The organism is Actinosynnema sp. NPDC023658 (assembly GCF_040639995.1).
Lineage (GTDB): Bacteria > Actinomycetota > Actinomycetes > Mycobacteriales > Pseudonocardiaceae > Actinosynnema.
On the sequence record NZ_JBFAAX010000059.1, the window covers coordinates 1 to 23,314 of the forward strand.

19 protein-coding genes are annotated in these 23,314 nt (G+C 73.2%); 5 read left to right on the top strand and 14 right to left on the bottom strand.

The genetic code is table 11. The features are described 5' to 3' along the window. Positions 1-352: 352 nt before the first annotated feature. The gene (locus AB0G02_RS10420; RefSeq protein WP_360792271.1) at positions 353-1,921 is read right to left on the bottom strand and encodes an ATP-dependent DNA ligase; all 1,569 of its coding nucleotides are present in this window, start codon (positions 1,919-1,921) and stop codon (positions 353-355) included. 37 nt (positions 1,922-1,958) lie between these two features. After that, complete coding sequence (locus AB0G02_RS10425) at positions 1,959-3,329, bottom strand: PLP-dependent aminotransferase family protein (protein WP_360792273.1); 1,371 nt, start codon at positions 3,327-3,329, stop codon at positions 1,959-1,961. Between the two features lie 47 nt (positions 3,330-3,376). On the opposite strand from AB0G02_RS10425, the gene AB0G02_RS10430 reads away from it, so the two are divergent. After that, complete coding sequence (locus AB0G02_RS10430) at positions 3,377-4,291, top strand: DMT family transporter (protein ID WP_360792275.1); 915 nt, start codon at positions 3,377-3,379, stop codon at positions 4,289-4,291. 109 nt (positions 4,292-4,400) lie between these two features. Here AB0G02_RS10430 and AB0G02_RS10435 read toward each other — a convergent pair whose 3' ends face one another. Beyond that, positions 4,401-5,795: a class II fumarate hydratase gene (locus AB0G02_RS10435; RefSeq protein ID WP_360792277.1), complete on the bottom strand. Its 1,395-nt coding sequence runs from the start codon at positions 5,793-5,795 to the stop codon at positions 4,401-4,403. Between the two features lie 80 nt (positions 5,796-5,875). On the opposite strand from AB0G02_RS10435, the gene AB0G02_RS10440 reads away from it, so the two are divergent. Further along, on the top strand, positions 5,876-6,847 hold the full coding sequence (locus tag AB0G02_RS10440) for an NAD(P)/FAD-dependent oxidoreductase (protein ID WP_360792279.1): 972 nt from the start codon (positions 5,876-5,878) through the stop codon (positions 6,845-6,847). An 83-nt stretch (positions 6,848-6,930) separates the two neighbouring features. On the opposite strand, the gene AB0G02_RS10445 is transcribed toward AB0G02_RS10440, so the two are convergent. From AB0G02_RS10445 to AB0G02_RS10480, 8 genes are all read right to left on the bottom strand, one after another. Next, positions 6,931-7,362 carry a L,D-transpeptidase gene (locus AB0G02_RS10445; protein ID WP_360792281.1) on the bottom strand — a complete coding sequence of 144 codons (432 nt, stop codon included), beginning with the start codon at positions 7,360-7,362 and terminating at the stop codon, positions 6,931-6,933. A gap of 55 nt (positions 7,363-7,417) precedes the next feature. Next, positions 7,418-7,783 (bottom strand): L,D-transpeptidase, encoded by a 366-nt coding sequence (locus AB0G02_RS10450; protein WP_360792283.1) that lies wholly within the window; start codon positions 7,781-7,783, stop codon positions 7,418-7,420. Positions 7,784-8,210: 427 nt separating this feature from the next. Next, complete coding sequence (locus AB0G02_RS10455) at positions 8,211-8,978, bottom strand: serine protease (RefSeq protein ID WP_360792285.1); 768 nt, start codon at positions 8,976-8,978, stop codon at positions 8,211-8,213. Between the two features lie 126 nt (positions 8,979-9,104). Then, entirely contained in the window at positions 9,105-10,160 is a 1,056-nt protein-coding gene (gene glpX, locus AB0G02_RS10460; RefSeq protein ID WP_360792287.1) for a class II fructose-bisphosphatase, read from the bottom strand. Positions 10,161-10,214: 54 nt separating this feature from the next. Beyond that, positions 10,215-10,424, bottom strand: coding sequence for an exodeoxyribonuclease VII small subunit (locus AB0G02_RS10465; RefSeq protein WP_360792289.1), 210 nt, complete (start codon positions 10,422-10,424; stop codon positions 10,215-10,217). Continuing rightward, positions 10,421-10,828, bottom strand: coding sequence for a sugar ABC transporter substrate-binding protein (locus AB0G02_RS10470; protein WP_360792291.1), 408 nt, complete (start codon positions 10,826-10,828; stop codon positions 10,421-10,423). The genes AB0G02_RS10465 and AB0G02_RS10470 overlap by 4 nt, the downstream gene beginning before the upstream one ends. Continuing rightward, a complete protein-coding gene (xseA, locus tag AB0G02_RS10475) occupies positions 10,809-12,068 on the bottom strand; it encodes an exodeoxyribonuclease VII large subunit (protein WP_360792293.1) in 1,260 nt (419 codons plus the stop codon). The genes AB0G02_RS10470 and xseA overlap by 20 nt, the downstream gene beginning before the upstream one ends. Before the next feature lie 65 nt (positions 12,069-12,133). Beyond that, the gene (locus AB0G02_RS10480; RefSeq protein WP_360792295.1) at positions 12,134-12,691 is read right to left on the bottom strand and encodes a lipid droplet-associated protein; all 558 of its coding nucleotides are present in this window, start codon (positions 12,689-12,691) and stop codon (positions 12,134-12,136) included. Positions 12,692-12,755: 64 nt separating this feature from the next. Between AB0G02_RS10480 and AB0G02_RS10485 the strand changes: the two genes are divergently transcribed. Further along, entirely contained in the window at positions 12,756-13,700 is a 945-nt protein-coding gene (locus AB0G02_RS10485) for a 4-hydroxy-3-methylbut-2-enyl diphosphate reductase (protein ID WP_360792297.1), read from the top strand. A gap of 93 nt (positions 13,701-13,793) precedes the next feature. Here the strand turns inward: AB0G02_RS10485 and AB0G02_RS10490 are convergent, their stop codons facing one another. Both AB0G02_RS10490 and AB0G02_RS10495 read right to left on the bottom strand, forming a co-directional pair. Beyond that, positions 13,794-14,903 (bottom strand): DUF2332 domain-containing protein, encoded by a 1,110-nt coding sequence (locus AB0G02_RS10490; protein ID WP_360792299.1) that lies wholly within the window; start codon positions 14,901-14,903, stop codon positions 13,794-13,796. A gap of 394 nt (positions 14,904-15,297) precedes the next feature. After that, positions 15,298-16,221, bottom strand: a complete 924-nt coding sequence (locus AB0G02_RS10495; RefSeq protein WP_360792301.1) for a hypothetical protein — start codon at positions 16,219-16,221, stop codon at positions 15,298-15,300. A 323-nt stretch (positions 16,222-16,544) separates the two neighbouring features. Between AB0G02_RS10495 and AB0G02_RS10500 the strand changes: the two genes are divergently transcribed. Next, positions 16,545-18,428 carry an ABC transporter ATP-binding protein gene (locus tag AB0G02_RS10500; RefSeq protein ID WP_360792303.1) on the top strand — a complete coding sequence of 628 codons (1,884 nt, stop codon included), beginning with the start codon at positions 16,545-16,547 and terminating at the stop codon, positions 18,426-18,428. A 358-nt stretch (positions 18,429-18,786) separates the two neighbouring features. Continuing rightward, on the top strand, positions 18,787-21,591 hold the full coding sequence (locus AB0G02_RS10505) for a BTAD domain-containing putative transcriptional regulator (protein WP_360792305.1): 2,805 nt from the start codon (positions 18,787-18,789) through the stop codon (positions 21,589-21,591). 34 nt (positions 21,592-21,625) lie between these two features. Here AB0G02_RS10505 and AB0G02_RS10510 read toward each other — a convergent pair. Further along, the coding region (locus tag AB0G02_RS10510) for an SMC family ATPase (RefSeq protein ID WP_360792307.1) at positions 21,626-23,314 on the bottom strand (1,689 nt) is incomplete at its 5' end.

Genomic DNA, 23,314 nt, shown 5'->3' on the forward strand with positions numbered 1-23,314 from the left:
CGGGCGGGCAGGGCTGCGCTGGCCGGGCGGGCTGGGCTGAGGGGCTGGGCGGGCGGCGCGGGCGGGGCTGGGCTGGTAGCTGCGTCTGGATGGCCTGGGTTCAGGGCCTGCCGGGGCAGGGCGTGCCCGTGCGGGGCGGGGCTGGGCGGGCTGGTGGCTGCGTCCGGATGGCCGGGGTTCAGGGCGTGTGGGGGCGGGGGCTGCCGGTGCGGGCTGGTGGGTGGGGGTGGGCGGTGGGGGTCAGTGGTCGTGGGGGTCGGTGGTGGTGGGAGGCGTGGGCCGGGTTGGTTGGGTTCCTCTTCGTTTCAACCGAGTGGCGGTAACAGTGTTTCCGTACATAGTCGGCCCATGATCACCCGATCGTGTCGTCCGGTATCGCGGCCGAGGCCGGAGCCCGGGTCGGCAGCAGGGCGCGCACGGCGTCGATGGTGTCCGCCTCACCTGCGTCTTTGTCCGGCCGGTACCGCAGGACGCGGGCGAAGCGGAGGGCCACGCCGCCCGGGTAGCGCGGACTCACCTGGGCACCGTCCAGCTCGATCTCGATCACCAGCTCCGGCCGGACCATCACCGCCCAGTCGGTCTTCTCCGTCGCGATCGCCATCAGCTCCCGCGTCTGCCACGCCAGCAGCTCGTCCGTCAGCCCCTTGAACGTCTTGCCCACCATGATCGGCGGCCCGCCGTCGGGATCGCGGGCACCCAGGTGCAGGTTCGACAGCAGCCCCTTCCGCCGACCGCTGCCCCACTCCACCCCCAGCACCACCAGGTCGAGCGTGTGCACCGGCTTCACCTTCTGCCACGCCCGCCCGCGCCGGCCCGCCGCGTACACCGACTCCAGCGACTTCACCATCACGCCCTCGTGGCCGGCGGCCAGCGCCTCCTCCACCACCCGCGCCGCCTGCTCCTCCGTCGGTGACACGACCCCCGGGATGACGTGCCGCCCCGCCACCGACCGCAACGCCTCCAGCCGCACCCGCAGCGGCTCGTCCAGCAGGTCGACCCCGTCCAGGTGCAGGCAGTCGAAGAAGAACGGGCTGAGCAGCAGGTCCCGCACACCGCCCTTCCCCGCGGGCGCGACGTCGAGCAGCGCGCCGAACCGGCTCATCGTCTCCTGGAACGGCCGGGGCTTGCCGTCGTCGGTCAGCGCCAGCGTCTCGCCGTCCAGCACCACCGACGTGCACGGCAGCCCGCGCACCAGCTCCACCAGCTCCGGCACGGTCGCGGTGATCTCGCGCAACGTCCGCGTGAACACCCGCACCTCGTCACCCGACCGGTGCACCTGGATCCGCGCGCCGTCCAGCTTGTGCTCCACCACGCACGACCCCAGCTCGGCCAACGCCCCGGGCAGCGACTCGGCGGGCGACGCCAGCATCGGCCGCACCGGCCGACCCACCTCGAGCCGGAACGCGGCCAGGGCCTCCTCACCGCCGCTCATCGCCGCCACCGCCGTCCCGGGCAGCGACCCGGACAGCATGAACGCCCGCCGCACCACCTCGCCGGGCACCTCGGACGCCCGCGCGATCGCGTCCAACATCACCCCTTCGAGGGCACCTTGACGCAGTTCACCGGTCAGCAGCCGCCGCAGGAAGTCCTGCTCGGCCTCGGTGGCCCGGCCGAACAGCGAGGCCAGCGCCTCCGCCCGCCGCGCCGCCGAACCCCGGCCGCCGATCGACGCGAACTCCCCCAGGGCGGCGTCCACGTCGGACACCGTGAGCGACGGCTCCGGCGCCGGGGGAACGGCCAGGTCGAACACGGTGCGCCAGCCCGCGCCGATGCGCCCCTGACTGGGGACGCCGACGAGGAACGACACGACGGCGGGCGTGCTCATCCGGCGCACCAGCTCGGCCAGGGCGGCGACCTTGGCCAGGCGGGAGCGCGTCGCCGCCACCGCGGCGGACGTCTCGACGACTTCGGTGAACAGCACGCCGACCATGGTGCACCCGATCACCGACAAAAACCGGTCAGGCCGCCGCGCGCAGCTCCCGGACGGCCTCCCGCAGCCGGTCCGGCGTCATCGCCGCGTACCCGAGGACCAGCCCGGGGAACGTCGGCGTCCGCGCGTAGTTCGCCAACGCTGGCGCGTTCACCCCGCGCCGGGCCAACCGGTCCTGCAACGCCACGTCGTCCGTCCCCTCCGGCAGCCGCACGACCACGTGCAGCCCGGCCGCCACCCCGATCGGCTCCCAGTCCGGCAGCGCGGTCCGCAGCTCGTCCAGCAGCGCGTCCCGCCGGGCCCGGTAGAGCTGGCGCGTCCGCCGCAGGTGCCGGTCGTACCCGCCGGTGCGCAGGAGCTGCGCGAACGCCGCCTGGTGCAACGTCCCGGTGCCCAGGTCGTCCAACCTCTTCCGGGCCACGACGACGTCCAGCAGCGCGGGCGGCAGCACCTGCCACCCCAATCGCAGCGCGGGCGCGAGGACCTTGCTCGCGCTGCCCTGGTACACCACGCGCGTCGGGTCGAGCGCCTGCATCGCGCCCATCGCCGGCCGGTCGTAACGGTGTTCGGCGTCGTAGTCGTCCTCCACCACCACGCCGTCGCACGCGCGCGCCCACGCCAGCAGCGCGCGCCGGCGTTCCGGGTGCAGCACGACGCCCAGGGGGAACTGGTGCGCTGCCGTGACGAGCACCGCACGACAGTCCGTTGTGGACAAGAGGTCGACGCGGAGTCCGTTGTCGTCCACCGGGATCCGGCGGACGGTCAGCCCGTGCGACGCCAGGATCTCCGCGCCGCCGAAGTGGCTCGGCTCCTCGACCGCCACGCTGCGGTGACCGGCGGCGTGCAGGACCCGGCCCATCAACGAGATGCCCTCCGCCGCGCCGTTGGTGACGACCACTTCGGACGGTCGTGCGGCGACCGCGCGCACCCGGCCCAGGTAGTCCGCGAGCTCACGGCGCAACGGGCCGAAACCGGCCGGGTCGGGGTAGCCGAGGTCGTCGGTCGACAGGTCCGCCAACGCCGACTTCTGCGCGTGCAGCCACTCGTCGCGGGGGAAGGCGCTCAACGCGGGCACGCCGGGCTTCAGGTCGTAGCGGAACCTCGGCGCGGGCTCCGGTTCGGCGGCGGTCGCGCCGGGCCACGTGCAGGCGGCCGTCACGGTGGTGCCCGAGCCGCGGCGCGCGCTCAGGTAGCCCTCACCGATGAGCTGCGCGTACGCGGACGTGACCGTGCCGCGGGCGACGCCGAGCTGGGCGGCCAGGTCGCGGCTGGACGGCAGGCGCGTGCCCGGCGAGAGCCGCCCGTCCCGCACCGCGCGGCGCAGCTCGGACTCCACCGCGCGCCGGCCGTTCGTGGCGGGGAGGAGGAGTTCGCGGTAAGTGGTCCAGTTGGCAGGCATCGAAGTGGAGCTTAATCCTGGACCACTGGTCGACGAGAGTCCTGGACATGAGAAACGGCAGAACGGCCATCGCGGCGGGTGCGATGTCGTCGGTGATCGTGGGTGCGTCGGTGCCGGTGACCGGCATGTTGCAGGCGTACCCGCTGCTCACGGGCCAGGCGATGCGGTACGCGCTGGGCGGGGTGGCGTTGTTCGGGTGGATCTTCCTGCGGGGCGGGCGGCTGCCGCTGCCGGGGCGGCGGGACTGGCCGGCGCTGGTGGCGCTGGTGACGACCGGAATGCTCGGGTTCAACGCGTGCGTGCTGTACGCGCAGCGGTACGCCGAGCCGGGGTTCGTCGCGGCCGTGCTGGGGGCGAGCCCGCTGGTGCTGGCGCTGGTCGCGCCGCTGGTGGCGGGGCGGAAGCCGGCCGTCGCGGCGGTGGTGGGCGCGGTGGCCGTGGTCGGCGGGGTGGTGGTGCTGTCCGGCGGCGGGTCGTGGCACGGGCCGGGGCTGGTGCTGGCGTTGCTGACGATGGCCGGTGAGGCGTCGTTCACGCTGTTCGCGGTGGGTGTGGTGCGGCGGATGGGCGGGCTGGCGGTGGCGACGTGGTGCTGCGTGATCGCGGCGGTGGCCGGTGCGGCGCTGGGGACGGTGTTCGGCGGGTGGCAGGTGCCCACGGTGCGGGAGGGTGCGGCGCTGGTGGCGTTGGGCGTCGTGCTGACCGCGGTGGCGTTCGGGCTCTGGTACTTCGCGGTGGCGCAGCTGGGCGCGGACCGGGCCGGGGTGTTGATCGGGCTGATGCCGGTGGCCGGGCTGGTGGCGTCCGTGGCGCTGGGGGCGCAGGCGTTGACGTCGGTGGCGCTGGCCGGGGCGGTCGCCGTGGCCGTCGGGTGCGTGGTGGGACTGCGGGGACGGGCGGCCGACGTCGACCACCCGTCCCGGGTCGGGGAGAACGCCCGGCTCGCGCGTTCCGAGTGTTGAACTCGGGTGTCGTGAACGTAGGACTCTCGCGACGTGAACGTAGGACTCTCGCGTTCTGGAGGTAGGACACGCGCGGTCTGGAGGTAGGACACGCGGGGGAGGGAGGGGATTAGGGGGTGCCGGTGGCCATGCGGAGGACGTCGAGGGCTTGGTCCAGTTCGGCTTCGGTGAGCTTGGCGGGGACGTGGCCGCGTTCCAGGACGACCTCGCGGATGGTCTTGCGCTCGCGGAGGGACTGCTTGGCGATCGAGGCGGCCTCCTCGTAGCCCAGGTAGCGGTTGAGGGGGGTCACGATGGACGGCGACGACTCGGCGTACTCGCGCATCCGCTCGACCTGCGGTTCGGTCCCGGTCAGCACCTTGTCGGCCAGCAGCCGGGCCACCGCCGCCAGCAGGCGGGACGACTCCAGGACGTTGCGGGCGATCACGGGCAGCATCACGTTCAGCTGGAAGTTGCCCTGCGACCCGGCGAACGCCACCGCGGCGTCGTTGCCGATCACCTGCGCGACCACCATCATCGTGGCCTCGGGGATCACCGGGTTCACCTTGCCCGGCATGATCGACGAGCCCGGCTGGAGATCCGGCAGCGCCAGCTCACCCAGCCCCGTCCTCGGGCCGGAACCCAGCCAGCGCAGGTCGTTCGCGATCTTGTAGAGGCCCACGGCGGTGGCGCGGAGCTGCCCGGACACCTCCACCACCCCGTCCTGCGTGGCCTGCGCCTCGAAGTGGTCGCGCGCCTCGGTCAGCGGCAGCCCGGTCACCGCGGCCAGCTCCGCCGACACCGCCGCGCCGAACCCGGCCGGCGCGTTCAGCCCGCTGCCCACGGCCGTGCCGCCGATCGGCAGCTCCGCCAGCCGGGGCAACGACGACGTCAGCCGCTCCACCCCGTACCGGACCTGGGTCGCCCACGCGCCGACCTCCTGGCCCAGGGTGATCGGCACGGCGTCCATCAGGTGCGTCCGACCGGACTTCACCAGGGACGTCCAATCGGCGGCACGGGCGTCCAGCACCGACGCCAGGTGCTCCAGGGCCGGGATGACGTCCCGCGCGACGGCCTCCGTCGCCGCGACCCGCAGCGTCGTCGGGAACGTGTCGTTGGACGACTGCGACGCGTTGACGTGGTCGTTCGGGTGCACCTCGCGACCCAGGGCGCGGGTCGCCAGGGTGGCGATGACCTCGTTGGCGTTCATGTTCGACGACGTGCCGGACCCGGTCTGGAACACGTCCACCGGGAAGTGCGCGTCGTGCTCGCCCGCCGCGACCGAGTCGGCCGCCGCGGCGATGGCCGCCGCGACTTCGGGTTCCAGCACCCCCAGCCGCTCGTTCACCCGGGCCGCCGCGGCCTTGAGCAGGCCGAGCGCGCGGATCTGGGCGCGCTCCAGGCCACGACCGGAGATCGGGAAGTTCTCCACCGCGCGCTGCGTCTGCGCACGCCACAACGCGTCCACCGGCACCCTGACCTCGCCCATGGTGTCGTGCTCGACGCGGTACTCCTGTTCACCCATGCACCCGAGTCTGGCCCGGCCACCCGCGGTGGGCACATCAGGAGTGGGAAGAGTGGCGCCGGACACCCTATGGTCGAGGGATGGAGCTTGAGGTCGACCTGCTGATCGTCGGTGCGGGCCCCACGGGGCTGTTCGCGGCGTACTACGCGGGGTTCCGGGACCTGTCGGTCGCGCTGGTCGACGCGCTGCCCGAGGCGGGCGGCCAGATCACCGCGATGTACCCGGAGAAGATGATCTTCGACGTGGCCGGGTTCCCGGCGGTGCGCGGGCGCGAGCTGGTGAGCGCGCTCGTGCAGCAGGCCGACCAGTGGAAGCCGACCTACCTGCTGGGCAAGCAGGCGCGCACGCTGTCCGAAGTGGACGGTCGGCTGGAGGTCGGGCTGGCCGACGGCGGCGTGGTGCGCGCGGGCGCGGTGCTGATCACGGCGGGCATCGGTGAGTTCCGGCCGCGCCCGCTGCCCGCCGGTGACGGCTGGCTCGACCGCGGCATGGTCCACTTCGTGCCCAAGCTCAACGTGCACACCGGTCAGGACGTGGTGGTCGTCGGCGGCGGCGACTCGGCGTTCGACTGGGCGCTCGCGCTGCACCCGATCGCGGCCAGCGTGACCGTCGTGCACCGCCGTGCGACGTTCCGCGCCCACCCGCCGACCGTGCGGCAGGTCCGCGACCTCGGCGTGGAGATCATCACCGACGCCGAGGTGCTCGCGCTGCGCGGCGACCCGGACCTGACCGAGGTGGAGCTGGCCGTGAAGGGCGGCGACCGCAAGGTGCTGCCTGCGCAGGCCGTCGTCGCGGCGCTGGGCTTCACCGCCGACCTCGGGCCGATCGAGTCGTGGGGCCTGGAGCTGGACCACCGCGCGGTGGTCGTCGACACCACCATGCGCACCGCCCGGGACCGCGTCTACGCGGCGGGCGACGTCGCCCAGTACCCCGGCAAGGTGAAGCTGATCGCCACCGGGTTCGGCGAGGCGGCCACCGCGGTCAACAACATCGCCGTGCTGCTCAACCCGGACGCCCACCTGTTCCCCGGCCACTCCAGCAACGCGGGCTGATCCTCAGGTGTGACGGGGCCTGCTCCTGCGTGGCAGGACCGAGGCCCCCGCCCCGGGAGGGGAAGGGGCCTCGGAGGAGGGTTTTACGCCACTACCTGGACCTGCTCACCCGGGAACAGGTTGTCGTAGAACACCAACGACTCCTGCGGGCCCAGGTGGACGCAGCCGTGCGACTGGACGTTCGGGTCACCCTGGTGGAACGCGATGCCGTCCGCCGTGAAGTACACGGCGTTGGGCATCGGGCCGTTGTAGGGGACGCTCCAGTCGTCCTTCACCTTGCGCAGCACCGGGTAGGTGCCGACCGGGGTCTCGTAGCCCGGTTTCCCGTGGGACACCGGGACGGGACCGTAGCTGGCGCTCCCGTTGTAGATCAGCCACGCCTGGTTCGTGGACAGCTGCACGCACGCGCCGTTCTGCACGGAGCACGGCGTGCCGGTCGCAGCGGAGGCGGGGGTCGCGAGGCCGAAGGTCAGGGCCGCCGCGGCTATCGCCGTCGTGCCGAGCATCTTCCTCATCGCTATCACTCCTCACCCGATCGATTACCCGGAGTCGGAGCGGCTCAACCGTGCGTCACGCGACGACCTGGACCATGTCGCCCACCCGGAGGGTTTGGAAGTACTTCGCCGCCGCTTCGCGTGACAGGTGGATGCAGCCGTGCGACTCGACGCTGAGGCTGCCCTCGTGGAACGCGATGCCGTTGCCGACGAAGTAGGTGGAGTACGGCATCTCGGCGTTCTGGAAGTCGCGGCTGTGGTCGAGCTCGACCTTCCACAGCACCGGGAAGTTGCCGACGGGCGTCTCGTAGCCGGGCCGGCCGGACGTGGTCGGCACCGGGCCGTAGCTGATCCGACCGCCGCTGATCAGCCACGACTCGTTGGTCGACAGCCGCACGCACGCGCCGGCGGTGATGTCGCACGGCGTGCCCGGCACGGTCATGGGCGGGGGCGGCGGCGCGGGCTGCGGCTCCGGCGTCTTCGTGGTCTCGGGGACCGGCGACGGCGACGGCGAGGGTGACGCCGAGAGTGAAGGCGAAGGCGAAGGCGACGAGGGGAACGTTGAGGACGGCGCAGGAGAAGCCGCGGAGGAAGCGGAAGGAGAAGCCGCGGAGGAAGCGGAAGGAGAAGCCGCCGGACCGGCCGCCTCCGACGTGCCGCAAGCCGTTGCCAGGAAACCGAAAGCGACCGCCGCCAGAACTGCTCTGCGCATGACGCGCACCCCCCAGGGATCGTGCTTCGTGTACGACCCTGGAGACGCCGCCGTGAGCCGCTCGGTTGTCGGCCCGCTCATAACGAATCGGCAAGGGCCGCCCCACCCGGAGGAGGGACGGCCCTTGGAACACGCGACGCGTGGCCGAGCGGTCGTGCTAGACCGCGCCCGCGTACTGGCTGATCCACGAGCGGAACGCCGGCACGTCCACGTAGATCGACGGCGCGGTGGCGCAGGTGGAGCTGTTGTTGCCCGCGCGGCTGGTGGCGCCGATCAGCTGCCACACACCGTTCACCGACTTGATCTGCGGACCACCCGAGTCGCCGTAGCAGGCGCCCGCGTTGCCGTTGGGGTTGTTCGTGCAGATCTCGTAGGCGCCGTAGATGCCCAGGCAGCTGCTGTCCGACACGATCGACGTGTTGAGCTCCTGGAGGGTCACCGGTGCGCCGCAACCGCCGGCCGGGGCGCAGGTCTGGCCCCACCCGATGATGCGGGTGGCCGTGCCGACCGCACCGGACGACGCCGCCACCGCGATCGGCGCCTGGCTCACCGAGGTGGCCAGCCGGATCAGCGCGATGTCGTACGACGGGTTGGTGACGATCTGCGCGCCGGACGCGACCGTGCCGCCGCTGGTGCGGTTGGTCGTGCCGATGCGGGCCCGGATCGAGGACGCCGAACGGCCTTGCACGCAGTGCTTGGCCGTGACGACCCAGTTGGCCTTGATCAGCGAGCCGCCGCAGAAGTGGCTGCCCGAGGTGCTCTGCAGGGACACCATGAACGAGTAGGTCTGCGTGGCGTTGCCGCCGCCGACGATGAACGGGGTGACGCCGCCGTCAGCCGCCGGGGCCGCCGCCGCCCCGGCCGCCGTGGCGAGGGCCGCTCCGACCGCCACCGCGAAGGCGGTGAACAGGGTACGAACCTTCATCACTTCCTCTCCGTCCCCGGCGCAGGGTGCTCGGGGACGGAACGGAAACTAGGGATGGACGCCGCGTGATCACCACAGCCGATCGGCCGGTAACGCACGGTTCACAGTTGACAGCGCCGCGTAGGGCTACGGCAGCGGCGGGAGGGCGTCCTCGGCGCTCGGCGGGATGTCGAAGTCCACCGACGAGTACTCGCGCAGCTTCGTGAGCCGGTGGAAACCGTCGATCATCCGCACCGTGCCCGACTTGGACCGCATCACGATCGACTGGGTCGTGCAGCCGCCCGCCCGGTAGTGCACGCCGCGCACCAGGTCGCCGTCGGTGACGCCGGTGGCGCAGAAGAACACGTTGTCGCCGCGCACCAGGTCGTCGGTCAGCAGCACGCGGTCGAGGTCGTGGCCCGCGTCCAGCGCCTTCTGCCGCTCCTCGTCGTCCTTGGGCCACAGCTTCGCCTGGATCGACCCGCCCATGCACTTGAGCGCCGCCGCCGCGATGATCCCCTCCGGCGTGCCGCCGATGCCGACCAGCAGGTCGATGCCGGTGTTGGGCCGGGCCGCCGAGATCGCGCCCGCCACGTCGCCGTCGGAGATGAAGTGGATGCGGGCGCCCGCCTCGCGCACCTCCCGCACCAGCGACTCGTGCCGCGGCCGGTCCAGGATGCACACCGTCACGTCGGACACGTCGCTGTGCTTGGCCTTCGCCACCCGGCGGATGTTCTCCGCGATCGGCGCGGTGATGTCCAGGACGTCGGCCGCCTCCGGCCCGGTCGCCAGCTTCTCCATGTAGAACACGGCGGACGGGTCGAACATCGCGCCCCGCTCGGCCACCGCGAGCACCGCCAGCGCGTTCGGCATGCCCTTGGCCATCAGCGTCGTGCCGTCGATCGGGTCGACCGCGACGTCGCACTCCGGGCCGTTGCCGTCACCGACCTCCTCGCCGTTGAACAGCATGGGCGCCTCGTCCTTCTCGCCCTCACCGATCACCACGACCCCGCGCATGGACACGGTGCCGATCAGCTTGCGCATGGCGTCCACCGCCGCGCCGTCGCCGCCGTTCTTGTCGCCGCGACCCACCCAGCGCCCGGCGGCCATCGCGGCGGCCTCGGTCACCCGGACCAGCTCCAGCGCGAGGTTGCGGTCGGGCGCCTCCCGCCGACGCTCGGACGCGCTGCTGCCTGTGACCATGACGTTCCTCCTGGGACTGCGACTACCGGCCGGTAGACCAATCCTCGCACGTCATCACGCCTCGGCCACGTCCTCTTCGGTCACACTGAGTGCTTGATCGATCCGTTCGCGGGCACCCGCGAGCTGCCGTTCGCAGATCTTCGCCAGGGCCTCGCCGCGCTCCCACAGCGCCAGCGACTCCTCCAACGACAGCCCGCCGGCCTCCAGCCTGCGGACCACCTCCACCAACTCGTCCCTGGCCTGCTCGTAGCCCGGCTCGCTCACGTGGACAACTTCCCCAATCGGTTCTGGACGTGCACCACGACGGTCGCCACCGCCTGGTCGTAGCCGATGAACGCCTCGGCGAACTCGGCGCCGTCACCCTCCCGCACCGCGTCGTCGATGCGGTGCTCGGCGTCCGCGACGCGCCTGCGGTGCACCGAGCCGTGGCCCAACCACCACCGCATCCCGGCGTAGCCGCAGGTCGCCTCGGACAGGTCGTGCAGCCGGTTGATCAACGCCTGCCGGCCCGACGTGCAGCCGGCGACCAGCGACAACCAGCAGTCGGCGGCGGCCTGGTCGGCCGACTCGGCGCGGGTGCGCACGGCGACGGCGCCCTCGTCGTCGGAGTCACCCGCGGCGGCCACCGTCAAGGGCAGGAACGTGGGCTCACGTGCCGGATTCGGCACCACCGCCTCCTTCTTGGGCCTCGTCGACGTCACCGCCGGCGGTGGGCTGATCGCCGTTTCCGCCGGTGGCGACGACCGCGTGCACGGCGCCGTCGGCCACGCGCACCCTCAACCGGGTGCCCGCGGGAGCTTGGGAGGTCGACCGGAGCACCCCGTCGACCCCGTCGGGGGTGACCAGTTGGACCACGGCGTAACCCCGAGCCAGCGTGGCGGCAGGCCCGAGGGTCGTCAAGCGCGCCGTGGTCGCGATCAGCCCGGAGGTCTCCGAGTCGAGGCGGTTGCGCACCGCGCGCCGCGCCCGCTCGCGCAACCGGTCCACGTCCTCCGCGCGCCGGTCCAGCGGGCCGTGCGGGTCGGAAAGGGCAGGTCGGGTCCGCAGCGCCGCGAGCAGCTTGCGCTCCCGGTCCACCCAGCCGTGCAGCGCACGGCGGCTGCGGTCGCGCAGCTGCCGGATCCGCTCGCCCTCCTCCGCGACGTCCGGGACCACCCGCTTGCCCGCGTCGGTGGGCGTGGAGCAGCGCACGTCGGCCACGTGGTCCACCAGCGGGGTGTCCGGCTCGTGCCCGATCGCGGACAGCACCGGCGTGCGGCACTGCGACACTGCCCGGCACAGCGCCTCGTCGGAGAACGGCAGCAGGTCCTCCACGCTGCCACCGCCGCGGGCCAGCACGATGACGTCCACTTCGGAGTCCCGGTCCAACGTCGACAGAGCGGTGAGGATCTGCGGCACGGCCAACGCCCCTTGCACCGCAACGTTGACCACCCGGAACCGCGCGCCCGGCCACCGCGCCTGCGCGTTGGTCAGCACGTCCCGCTCGGCGGCCGACGCGCGACCCGTGATCAGACCGATCTTGTTCGGCAGGAACGGCGGCCGGCGCTTGCGCCTCGGGTCGAACAGGCCCTCCGCGTTCAGCAGCTTGCGCAGGCGCTCGATCCGGGCCAGCAGCTCACCGATGCCGACCTGGCGGATCTCGTCCACGCGCAGGCTCAGCGTGCCGCGGTTGGGGAAGAAGTTCGGCTTGCCGTGCACGACGACCCGGCTGCCCTCGGACAGCTGCAGGTCCCGCACCATGCCGACCGGCGCGGTGAGCTGCATCGACATGTCCACCGACGGGTCACGCAGGGTGAGGAACGCGGTCGCCGTGCCCGGACGTGCGCTCAGCTGGGTGACCTGGCCCTCCACCCACACGTCACCGAGCCGGTTGATCCAGTCGAAGATCTTGCGCGCGACCGTCCGCACCGGCCAAGGGTTCTCCGGGCTCGACCTCTCGGACTGCGACCTCTCGGTGTTCGCCTCCCCCGGGTTCACTGGGCCTTGAGATTCGCGATGCGGCGGGTGAGCATGCCGGTGAACTCGGGACGCGCCGCGTGCGTGCGCTCGTGCTCCAGCAGTTCCTCCAGGTCTTCCGCCGTCAACGTCCGCAGGCGGGCGCGCAGCTGCGCCAGGGACAGCTCGTCGTAGTTCGGCAGCACCGCGGGCGGCGCGGCGGCCAGCGCCTGCTCCTCCTCGGCCCACGGGTCGTCGACGGGCACCTCCGCCCCCGGCTCGTCGACCCAGGGCTGGTCCACCCCCGGCTCGTCCACCCCGGGCTGGTCCACCTCCGGCTCGTCCACCCCGGGCTCGTCCTCGTCGAACGTCGCCCACTCGGGCTCGGGCTCCACCGGGCGCAGCACCGACAGCACGTCGTCACCCTTGATTGCGAGTTCCGTCACCCGCTGCTGGACCCGCATCGACAGCTGCAGGGCCTCACTGACCACGGTGACCGGGAGACCCGCGAGTTGCCTCGGGAGCTTCCTGGCCTGCTCGACGGCGGTGACCGCCAGTCCCGCGGCGAGGCGGACGGTCAGCGGCAGTGGCTTCATGCCCTACAGCCTGCCGCAGTCGGCCGTCGGTTGCCTACATCCGGCACGCCGTACCCTGGAGGCCATGGACAAGCGAGTGCTCCTGGCCAAGCCGCGTGGCTACTGCGCCGGCGTGGACCGTGCCGTCGTGACCGTGGAGAAGGCGCTGGAGCAGTACGGCGCCCCGGTCTACGTGCGCAAGGAGATCGTCCACAACAAGCACGTCGTGGAGACGCTGTCCCGGCGTGGCGCGATCTTCGTCGACGAGACCGACGAGGTGCCCGAGGGCGCGCTGGTCGTGTTCTCGGCGCACGGCGTGTCGCCCGCCGTGCACGAGGAGGCGGCGTCGCGGCAGCTGCGCACGATCGACGCCACCTGCCCGCTGGTGACCAAGGTCCACAACGAGGCCAAGCGGTTCGCCCGCGACGACTACGACATCCTGCTCATCGGCCACGAAGGACACGAGGAGGTCGAGGGCACGTACGGCGAGGCGCCCTCGCACATCCAGCTCGTGGACACCGCCGAGGACGTCGACAAGGTCGTGGTGCGCGATCCGTCCAAGGTGGTCTGGCTGTCCCAGACCACGCTGTCGGTCGACGAGACGATGGTGCGGGTGCGGCAGCTCCAGGACCGGTTCCCGGACTTGCAGGAGCCCCCGTCGGACGACATCTGCTACGCGACGTCCAACCGGCAGACCGCGGTGAAGACGATGGCCCCGGAGTGCGACCTGGTGCTGGTCGTCGGGTCGAAGAACTCGTCCAACTCGGTGCGGCTGGTCGAGGTGGCGTTGCAGGCGGGCGCGCGGGCGTCGTACCTGGTCGACTACGCGCGCGAGGTCGACCCGGCGTGGCTGGAGGGCGTGACGACGGTCGGCGTGACCTCGGGCGCGTCGGTGCCGGACATCCTGGTGATGGAGCTGCTGGAGTTCCTGGCCACGCACGGCTACGGCGAGGTCGAGGAGATCACCACGGCGAACGAGAAGATCGCCTTCGCCCTGCCGCGCGAGCTGCGCAAGGACATGGTCCGCTGACCTGCCGGTTCGCACCTGCTGACTGCTGACTCGAAGCGCCCCCGCCGCGGTCCACGGCGGGGGCGCTTCGCCGTGATCGGGTCGGGCGAGCGGTCAGCCCGCCAACCAGGCCATCATCCGGCCCTGCGACCAGGAGCGACCGACGGCCTCGGCGCGCAGGGTCGAGTGGTCGAACAGCGCCAGGCCGAGCGTGCTGTGGCCGGAGGCGCGGCGGTCGCCCAGCGTCGGGATCGCGGGCGCGACCCCGACCCCCTCGGCCGACACCCACGTCACCGTCCGGTGGGTCGCCGCCTCGTCGAGGCGGTGCAGGAAGCGCAGGCGGCCGTCGAGGGTGGACCGCGACAGCGCCCACGTCGTCGTCACGACGGGCAGGGCGTCCTCGGGCACGAGGGCGAAGGCCTCGGGCAGCACGTCGACGGGATCGCCTCGCAGCAGCAGCGGTGGGGCCGCGGCCGCCAGTGCGACCTCCGCGCCGAGTCGTGCCGTCCGTTCCGGCTGGTCCGGGGGCAGGCAGGCGCGCAACCAGCGGGCGTCGTCGGCGTCGGTCACGTCGACCGGGTCGGGATCGAGGCCGATCCGGGCGACGACCCGGGGCATCGCCGTCGTGGGGACGGGCCGGCCGCCCACGATCGAGCACGACTGCCGCACGGGGGAGGACGGGTCGCCCAGCGACTGCCCGTTGTCGTAGGTGATGCCGACGCGGTCGACGGTGAGGTTGAGCCCGGCCGAGCAGCCGATGTCGATCAGCGCGACCGCGTTCGCGCCGACCCGTCGCGCGGCCTCGGCCACGGCCGGGTACAGCACGGCGCAGCGTCCGGTCTCGTCGTCCCGGAGTCGCCGGTGCGCGACGGTGGCCACGACGGCATCGGTCATGCGCAGCAGGGTGTCGACGGCCGCCGCCGCGGCGTCGTCCCGGGCCGTGCCGTCCCCGGAGGCGGCGGTGGCGTAGGCGGCGGCGAGTCCGGGCGCGCGTCCGGCGAGGGCGAGGTCGTGCAGCGCGGCGAGGATCAGCGCGGGGTGCCGCTTGCGCGCCGGTGCCGTCTCGATGGCGCGCAACGCCTCCTCGGACTCGCTCAGGGCGACGGCGACCCGCTGGTGCAGCGGCGAGGTGCCGGCGTCGACCTCCCCGAACCGCCGGTACACCTGGGCGAGCGTGCGGGCTTCGCGCGCGGGGGCGGCCTTGCCGGCGGTCGGTCCTGACATCCCGACGATGCTAGCGGCCCGGTGCGCCGAACGATCTCCGTCGACAACGCGGTGGCGCTGCGATTCCAGCGTTCCCGATGCCCGGAAATGTCCTCGGCCGGCTCGTGCCGCCCGCAATCGCTCGACCGCGCCGGCGCATGTGACACGTTTTATGCACCGGCGCTGCTTCGCAGGGGTCGCCGCCCAGGGGACCCCTGATTTTTATTATGCCGGCGGGGTCCGACAATTCCGGGTCTTCGGCGGAGTGGGTGCGCGGAGTGGGTGCGGAGTGGGCGGGAGGGGTGGCGATGCGCCCTGACCACCGGCGCGGTGCCGGTGGTCAGGTGGCGCGGGTGCCGGCGGTCAGGTGGCGCGGGTGCCGGTGGTCAGGTGGTGCCGGTTGCCGGGGGTGTGGTCAGCCCCGGTCGTAGCGGTGGTCCGGCGGGACCGGCGGCCACGCCACGCCGGGGTCCTTGTACCAAATCGGGTCGCAGACACCCGTCTCGCCGCACTTCTTGGCCCGGTCCCGCCAGCCGGCCATTGCCAGCAGCCCGGCCTTGTCCCCGCGCGACAGGACGTCGTTCCAGCTGGACACCTCGTCCACGGTCCGCTGGCCCATCAGCGCGTACTCGCCGTGGAACTCGGTGTTGTAGTGGTTGAGGCCCATCATGTGCCCCAGTTCGTGCATGACCTTCATCCCGATCAGGTACCGGGCCTCGCGCTCGCCGTCCAGGGCCCGCTCGGTCAGGTCGGTCCAGGTCGGGTGGTGCATGAAGCTGATGTTGCCGCCGTCGAAGGCCAGCCCGCGCCGGTCGAGGACGGTGGCGGGGTAGGCCCTCCCGATCGCCCCGGTGAGCTGGGGGTCGAACGTGATGCTGATCTCGTGCGCCGGGTGGACCGCGGTCAGGTACGACTCGTGGTCGTAGTCGTCGTACTTCAGGCGTCCGCCGACCCACTTGTTCGTCTCCAGGACGGTGGTCGACAGGACGGCGTCGAAGCCCTCCAGCCACCGGTCCTCCTCCTGGAGGCGCGGGTCGCTCTCGGGCAGGCCGCGGCGGTTGCGGTAGAGCTTGACCGTGTAGTGGTCCACCAGCTCGTAGTAGGCCGGGTTCGCCAGGCCGCGGTACTGGGTGAGGTTGAACCCGTAGGCGTTCTGCACGTTCGCGGAGTCACCGGCGTACGGGTCGACCAGCATCTTGTCCGGCTGGTACGGCGTGCGCCCGAGGCTCGGGTCGTACGGCGGCGCGGCGGCCGAGGCGGGTGTGGCGACCACCGCCGTCGCCATCGCCGCGACGACGGCGGCGACACCGAGGCGTGCTCGACTGGACAGTGCGCGCATGGCTGTTCTCCGTTCACGGTTCGCGAGTGCGCGTGAATAGGCAGGGAAATCGCCCTGGACGTTTTCCGTCGGAGAGGTTTCCCGGTCGGGTCACTCCGCCTGTCGGGCACCACCGCGCGATTGTTAGCGCGCGGGAGGGTTGTTCTCCTATTCCATTCCACCTGGCGCGGGGGCGCTGTTTCCGGCGATCATGCGCGGCGCGGTCGGGACTGGCCGGGGTGATCGTCGCACGGGGGTACGACAGTTCGACCGGTGCGGGCCGCTGAGCTGCGCCTACGGTGAACGATGTTGGCGGCGGCGTGAAGTTCGCGTTTGCTGGAACGATGAGCACCGTGCTGATCGGGGTGGAGAACGTCGCCACCCCCAAGTGGGCCCGTCGTCGGGGCGAGACGGCCGTGAGCCTGGCCAAGGCCCTGAAGAGCCTGCCGTCGGCGGTGTCGATGGTGGTCCGGCTCGCCTGGCGCACGTCGCCCCGGCTCACCGTGCTGGCCGGCGTGGTGCACGTGCTGGCCGGCTGCGTGACCGCGTTCGGGCTGCTCGCCACGGCCGACGTGTTCGCCGCGCTGCTCCGCGACGGCCCCACGCCGCAACGCGTGGTCGACGCGCTGCCCGCGTTAGGGCTGGTGGTGGGCTCGCTGGTGGTGCGCGCGCTGCTGGACACGGCGGTGTCGGCGGTCGAGAGCTCGCTGCGGCCCCGCGTCACGCGTGAGGCGAACGACGAGGTGACGGCGGTCCTCGTGCGGGCCTCGCTGCTCGCGTTCGAGGACGCCGACTTCCGCGAGCTGGCACGTCAGGGCGGCCGGCGCGGGGTGCGGTCGCTGGAGAGCAGCCTGCGCTACCTGGCCGACCTGGTGTCCGGCGGCATCTCGCTGATCGCGTCCGTCATCACGGTCGGGCTGCTCAACCCGTGGCTGGCGCCCGCGCTGCTGCTGGCCGCGTTCGCGAACGCCTGGGCGTCGGCCCGCGCGTCGAAGCTGCGCTACGAGCACTTCCTCGACTCGGTGACCCGCAACACCCGCAAGGGCGTCGTGGAGGAGGTTGCCACCGACCGCGACTTCGCGTTGGAACGGCACGCGCTCACGTTGCAGGAGCAGCTGCTCGCGGAGCACCGGCGCATCGCGGACAGCCTGATGGCCGACGAGATCCGGATGGCGCACCGGACGAACGTCGTGCGGCTGACCGGCCGGGCGTTGGCGGGCGTCGGCACGGCCATCGCCTACGTGGTGCTGGGCCTGCTGCTGCACACCGGCGGCATGGAGCTGGCGCTGGCGGGCACGGCGGTGCTGGCCATGCGCACGGCGTTCTCGTCGCTGTCCGGCACGACCCGCGCGGTGAACTCGCTGTACGAGGACTCGTTCTACATCGACTTCTACCGCAAGCTGCTCGCCGAAGGCGCGGAACGGGCGCAGGGCAGCTCACCGGTCCAGGCGCCCACCGACCCCGAGCGGATCACGCTCACCGACGTGTCGTTCACCTACCCGGGTGCGCCGAGGCCCGCGTTGCGGGAGGTGAACCTGACCGTGGAGAAGGGCGAGGTCATCGCGCTGGTCGGGGAGAACGGGTCGGGCAAGACGACCCTCGGCAAGGTCCTGACCGGCCTGTTCCCGGCGTCGTCGGGCACGGTCGCGTGGGACGGCGTCGACCTGGCCGAGGCCGACCCGCACTCGGTGCACTCGTCCATCGCGGTGATCGCGCAGGACCCGGCGCAGTGGCCGATGACCGCGCGGCACAACGTGACCGTGGGCCGGTTGGAGCGCGAGGACGAGCAGGCGTGGCAGGAGGCGGTGGCGAAGTCCGGCGCGGACGAGGTGCTGGCCACCCTGCCCGCCGGACCCGAGACCGTGCTGTCGCGGCAGTTCAACGACGGGCAGGACCTGTCGGGCGGGCAGTGGCAGCGGATGGGCATCGCGCGCGGCATGTACCGGGACGCGGCGGTGCTGGTGGCGGACGAGCCGACGGCCGCGCTGGACGCCAAGGCCGAGGCGCGGGTGTTCGAGGGCCTGCGGGAGGCGACCGCGCGGCGCACCACGATCCTGGTGACGCACCGGCTGGCGAACATCCGCAACGCCGACCGGATCGTCGTGCTCGACCAGGGCCGGATCATCGAGCAGGGCACGCACGAGCAGCTGATGGCGCTGCGGGGGCACTACTTCGAGCTGTTCGAGCTCCAGGCGTCGGCGTACCGGGGCGGGCTGCTCACGTCCTGAGGCTCGTCCGGGTGCAGCGCCGGAAGCCCCGGAAGCGCAGGACCACGACCGGGTACGGGGCAGTGGGTGCCGCCCGGTGTCCCGCACCCCGGCCGTGGGGTCTGTGCTCCGGCGGTTGGAGCGAGGGCTGTGGCCCACCCCCAGGCGAGGCCACAGCCGGGTGTTCCGCGCGATCCCAGCGTGGCCCACGCCGGTACAACGCCGGTACAACGCCGGTCCAAGGACAGGGGTCCCCGCGGTGCGCGGACTGCGCTAGTTTCGGAAGCCGCCTCGGTCGTGGGGACGATCGCGGCGCTGGGGAGTGAGCCGAGTGCTGTTCCGGGTCCTTGGTGTGGTCGACATCCTGAGGTCCGACGGTGTGCGGATCCCGTTGGCGGCCCGGAAACCGCGGGTGCTGTTGTCGGCGCTGCTGCTGCACGCCGGCGAGTGGGTGAGCGTCGAGCGCCTGGTCGACGCCCTGTGGCCGGCTGGCCCGCCGCCGTCGGCGGAGCAGAACACCAAGACCTACGTGTGGAAGCTGCGGCGGCTGCTGGCCGACGACCCGTCGGCCGACGAGCGGATCGCGGGCGGCCGGGCCGGCTACCGGATCCGGGTGGCGGACCACGAGCTGGACGCCCGGACGTTCGAGGACCTGGTCCGGACGGGCAGGCGGCACGCCGACGCGGGCCGGCACCGGCAGGCCTCGGCGGCGTTCGCGGAGGCGCTGGGGCTGTGGCGCGGCGACCCGTTCGGGGAGCTGACCGGCCCGCACGCCGACAGCGTCCGGGCCGGGCTGGTCGAACGGCGGCTGACCGCCCAGGAGGGGCACGCGGTGGCGCTGTCGGCCCTGGGCGCGCACGAGGAGGCGGTGGTCGCGCTCACCGAGCTGGTCGCGCACCACCCGTTCCGGGAACGGCTGCGCGGCTCGTTGATGACCGCGCTGTACCGGGCGGGCCGGCAGGCCGACGCGCTGGACGTCTACGACGAGGGCCGCGTGCTGCTCGACCGGGAGCTCGGCCTGCGCCCGGGGGAGGAGCTGCGCCGCCTGCACGTCGACATCCTCAACCAGGACGTCGGCCCGGCCGATCCCGGACCCGGACCGTCCGGCTGGGCGAACCCCGCGCAGGTGCCCGCCGCCGTCGTCGGCTTCACCGGGCGGGTCGAGCACCTGGAACGGCTCGACGCGCTCCTGCCCCGCACCGACGACCGGCAGCCGCCGCCGATCGCGGTGATCACCGGCACCGGCGGGGTCGGCAAGACCGCGCTGGCGATCCACTGGGCGCACCGCGTCCGCGCCCGTTTCCCCGACGGCCAGCTCTACGTCAACCTCCGCGGCTACGACCCCGGACTGCCGGTCGGGCCCGGTGACGCGCTGTCCGGGTTCCTGCGCGCGCTCGGCGTCGACTCGCGGGACATCCCGCAGGACCTCGCGGAACGTTCCGCCCGCTTCCGGTCCCTCCTCTCGGGCAGGCAGGTGCTGGTGCTGCTGGACAACGCGCGTACGGCGGCCCAGGTCCGACCGCTGCTGCCGGGGTCGCCGGGCTGCCTGGTCGTGGTGACCAGCCGGGACTCGCTGCGCGGGCTGATCGCCACGGAGGGCGCGACCCGCCTCGGGCTCGACCTCCTGCCCGCCGACGAGGCCCGCGACCTGCTGTGCGCGTTGATCGGCGGTCGTGCGACGGCCGACCCGGGCGCGGTGGACGCCCTGGCCGAGTCGTGCGCCCGGCTGCCGCTGGCGCTTCGCCTGGCCGCCGAGCTCGCCACCGGACGGCCGTCGGCGTCGCTGGCCGACCTCGGCGCCGAGCTGACCCGCGAACAGGACCGCCTGGACCGGCTGGACGACGACGATGACCCGCACGCGGCGTTGCGGTCGGCGTTCTCCTGGTCCTACCGGCACCTCGGTCCCGCCGTCGCGCGGGTGTTCCGGCTGCTGGGCGCGCACCCGTGCCACGAGCTGGGCGTCGACGCCATCGCCGCGCTGACGGGCGCCGGTGACGCGGGGGCGTGGCGGCAGGTCGACGTGCTGGTCCGGGCGCACCTCGTGGAGCGGACCGCCGACGGCCGGTTCCAGATGCACGACCTGCTGCGCGCCTACGCCCGCGGCCTGGCCGCCGAGGTGGACGGCGTGGCCGGACTGGCGGCGGCCGTGCACGCCCTGGCGGACCACTACGTGCGCAAGGCCGCGGCGGCGGTGCGGCTGTTCGCCCCCGTCGACCACGTCGGGCGGCGGTCCGAACTGCCGACGGCCGACCTGGCGACCCGTGACGACGCGATGGCGTGGCTGGAGGCGGAGCTGGCGAACCTCCTCGCGGTCGCGGAGCACGCGGCCGGGCACGGTGACGCCGCGCAGGCCGAGGAGCTGTCGGGCACGCTGTGGCCCTACTTCCACGTCCGCGGCCACCACGACGAGTCCCTCGCCCTGCACACCCACGCCCTCACGGCCGGTCGTCGGCGGTCCGACCGCGTGGCCGAAGGGGTCGCACTGACCGGCCTCGGCGTCGGGTGCGAGCGGCTGGGGCGCTACGAGGAGGCGTTGCGGCACCACGAGCAGGCCGTCGCCGTGGGGCGGGAGACGGGTGACGTCAGCTTCACCGGTCGGGCGCTGAAGAACCTGGGGGTCGTGCTGCGCCGGCTCGGGCGGTACGAGGAGGCCGAGGGGGCGTTCCAGGAGGCGCTGTCGATCGCCAGGACCATCGGCAACCGCCGCGGCGAGGCGGGGGTGCTGACCAGCCTGGCGCTGGTGCACGAGGCGGCGGGGCGGTACGAGGAGGCGTTGCGGCACGTGGAGCAGGCCATGGCGGCCGTGCCGGACGTCGACAACGACCACGCGCTCGTCGACCACCTCCAGGCGAACACGGGTCTGGTCCACCTGCGGCTCGGTCGCGTCGAGGACGCCCGCAAGCACCTCGGTGAGGCCCTGGCGGGCGCGCGGGCCACCGGCAACCGCGACCTGGAGTCCGAGGTGCACGACACCCTGGGCGAACTCGCCACCGTCGAGGGCGACCCGGTGACGGCGGTCGACCACCACCGCCGGGCGCTGGCCCTCACCCGCCGCACGGGGGACCGCCACGAGGAGTCCCGCGCCCACACCGGCCTGGCCCGTGCCTACGAGGCCTGGGGCAGGCCGGACGACGCGCGCCGCCACCGACTGCTGGCCAACCGCCGCGCCCCGGGCGTCCGCTAGCCGGGCGTCCGCCGGTCCCCTCCGGAGCGGTCCGCTACGCCGTCAGCTCCAGCGACGACCCCTCGCGGGCCTTGCGCACGCGCAGCCGGGTCGGGATGCGTTGCCTCAGCTCCTCGACGTGCGACACCAGGCCCACGACCCGGCCCCCGGCGCGCAGCTCGTCCAGCGTGGTCATCACCAGCTCCAGAGTCTCGGCGTCGAGCGTGCCGAAGCCCTCGTCGATGAACAGCGTGTCGAGCACGGCGCCGGCGGCGACCACGTCGGCCAGGCCGAGCGCCAGGGCGAGCGACGCCAGGAACGACTCGCCGCCGGACAGGGTCTTCGCCGGCCGCTGCTGCCCCGAGTAGTCGTCCATCACGTCCAGGCCCAGCCCGCCCCTGGTGCCGCGCGGGCCCGCCTCGACGGAGTGCACGAACCGGTAGCGGCCCTGGCTCATGCGTTCCAGGCGGGCGCTCGCGGCCACCGCGACCTCCTCCAGCCGGGCCGCCAGGACGTAGGTGCGCAGCGTCATGCTCTTGGCGTTCTGGCCCATGCCGTTGATCACGTCGGTCAACGCGTCCAGCTCGGCGTACTCGGCCTCCACCGGCTCCAGCCGCTGCCACGCGGCACGCAGCTGCTCGGCCAGGTCGGCGGCGCGGGCGGCCCTGGTGCGGGCGTTGGTCACCGTGGTGGTGGCGTCGGTCGCCCGGTCGCTCGCCACCCGGAACCGCTCCTCGCCGCCCGCCACGTCGACCTCGTCGTCCGGGTCGGTGCCGGGCAGCTCGGCCAACGTGCTCTCGGCCGCCGTCCTGGTCTTCTCGACGTCGCGGACCCGCGTCTCCAGCTCGGCGACGACGGTCGCGGGACGGGCCGCGGCCAGGGCGTCGGCCACGTCGGCGAACCCGGCCAGCGACGCCAGCCGCGCCACCTCCAGCCGCTGGTCGGCCAACCGCTCCTCGTGCTCGGCCACGGCGGCGCGGCGGGTGGCCAGCGCGGTCAGCGCGTCGGCCAGGTCACCGAGGTGCGCCCGGCGCGTCACCACGTCCGGGAAGTCGCCGCGCGCCTCCTCCAGCCGCGCGCCGCGCTCCTCGACGGCCTCCGCCAGCTCCTTGCGCTGGGCACCGGCCTCGGCGAGCTGGCGTTCCAGCGCGCCGCGCTGTTCGAGCGCGCGCTGCACCTTCGCTTCCAGCTCCGCCAGCTCGGCCTGCCTGGCCTCCAACTGCTCCGCCCGGGCCGCCACGGACCGGTGCTCGCGCTCCAGCTCGTCCGGCGGGCGGTCGCCCAGCTGCTCCCGCAGCAGCGCCAGCCGCGCCTCCAGCTTCTGCGCCTCCGCCTCCGCCTCCTGACGGCGTTCCAGTGCGCGCTGGTCGTCCTCGGCCGCACGGTCCTCGTGGGCGGCCGTCACCGCGTCCAGCATCGGCTGCGCGGGCGACGGGTGCTCCGCCGAACCGCACACCGGGCACTCGTGGCCCGCGCGCAGCTGCCCGGCCAGCTCGACCGCCATCCCGTCCAGCCGCTCCTGGCGGATCCGCAGCAGCTTCTCGCGGGCCTTGAGCTGCGCGTCCACCGCGACCCGACGCGCGTCGTCGGCCTCCCGGAACGCCCGCTCCACGCGCGGCAGCTCCAGCGCGGCGCCGGCCAGGCCGGACACCTGCGGCAGGCGCGCGGCGGCCTCCGCCGACTCCTCCACCGCCGACTTGGCGGCGGCCAACCGCGGCGGCACCTCGTCGAGCTGCGTCACGAG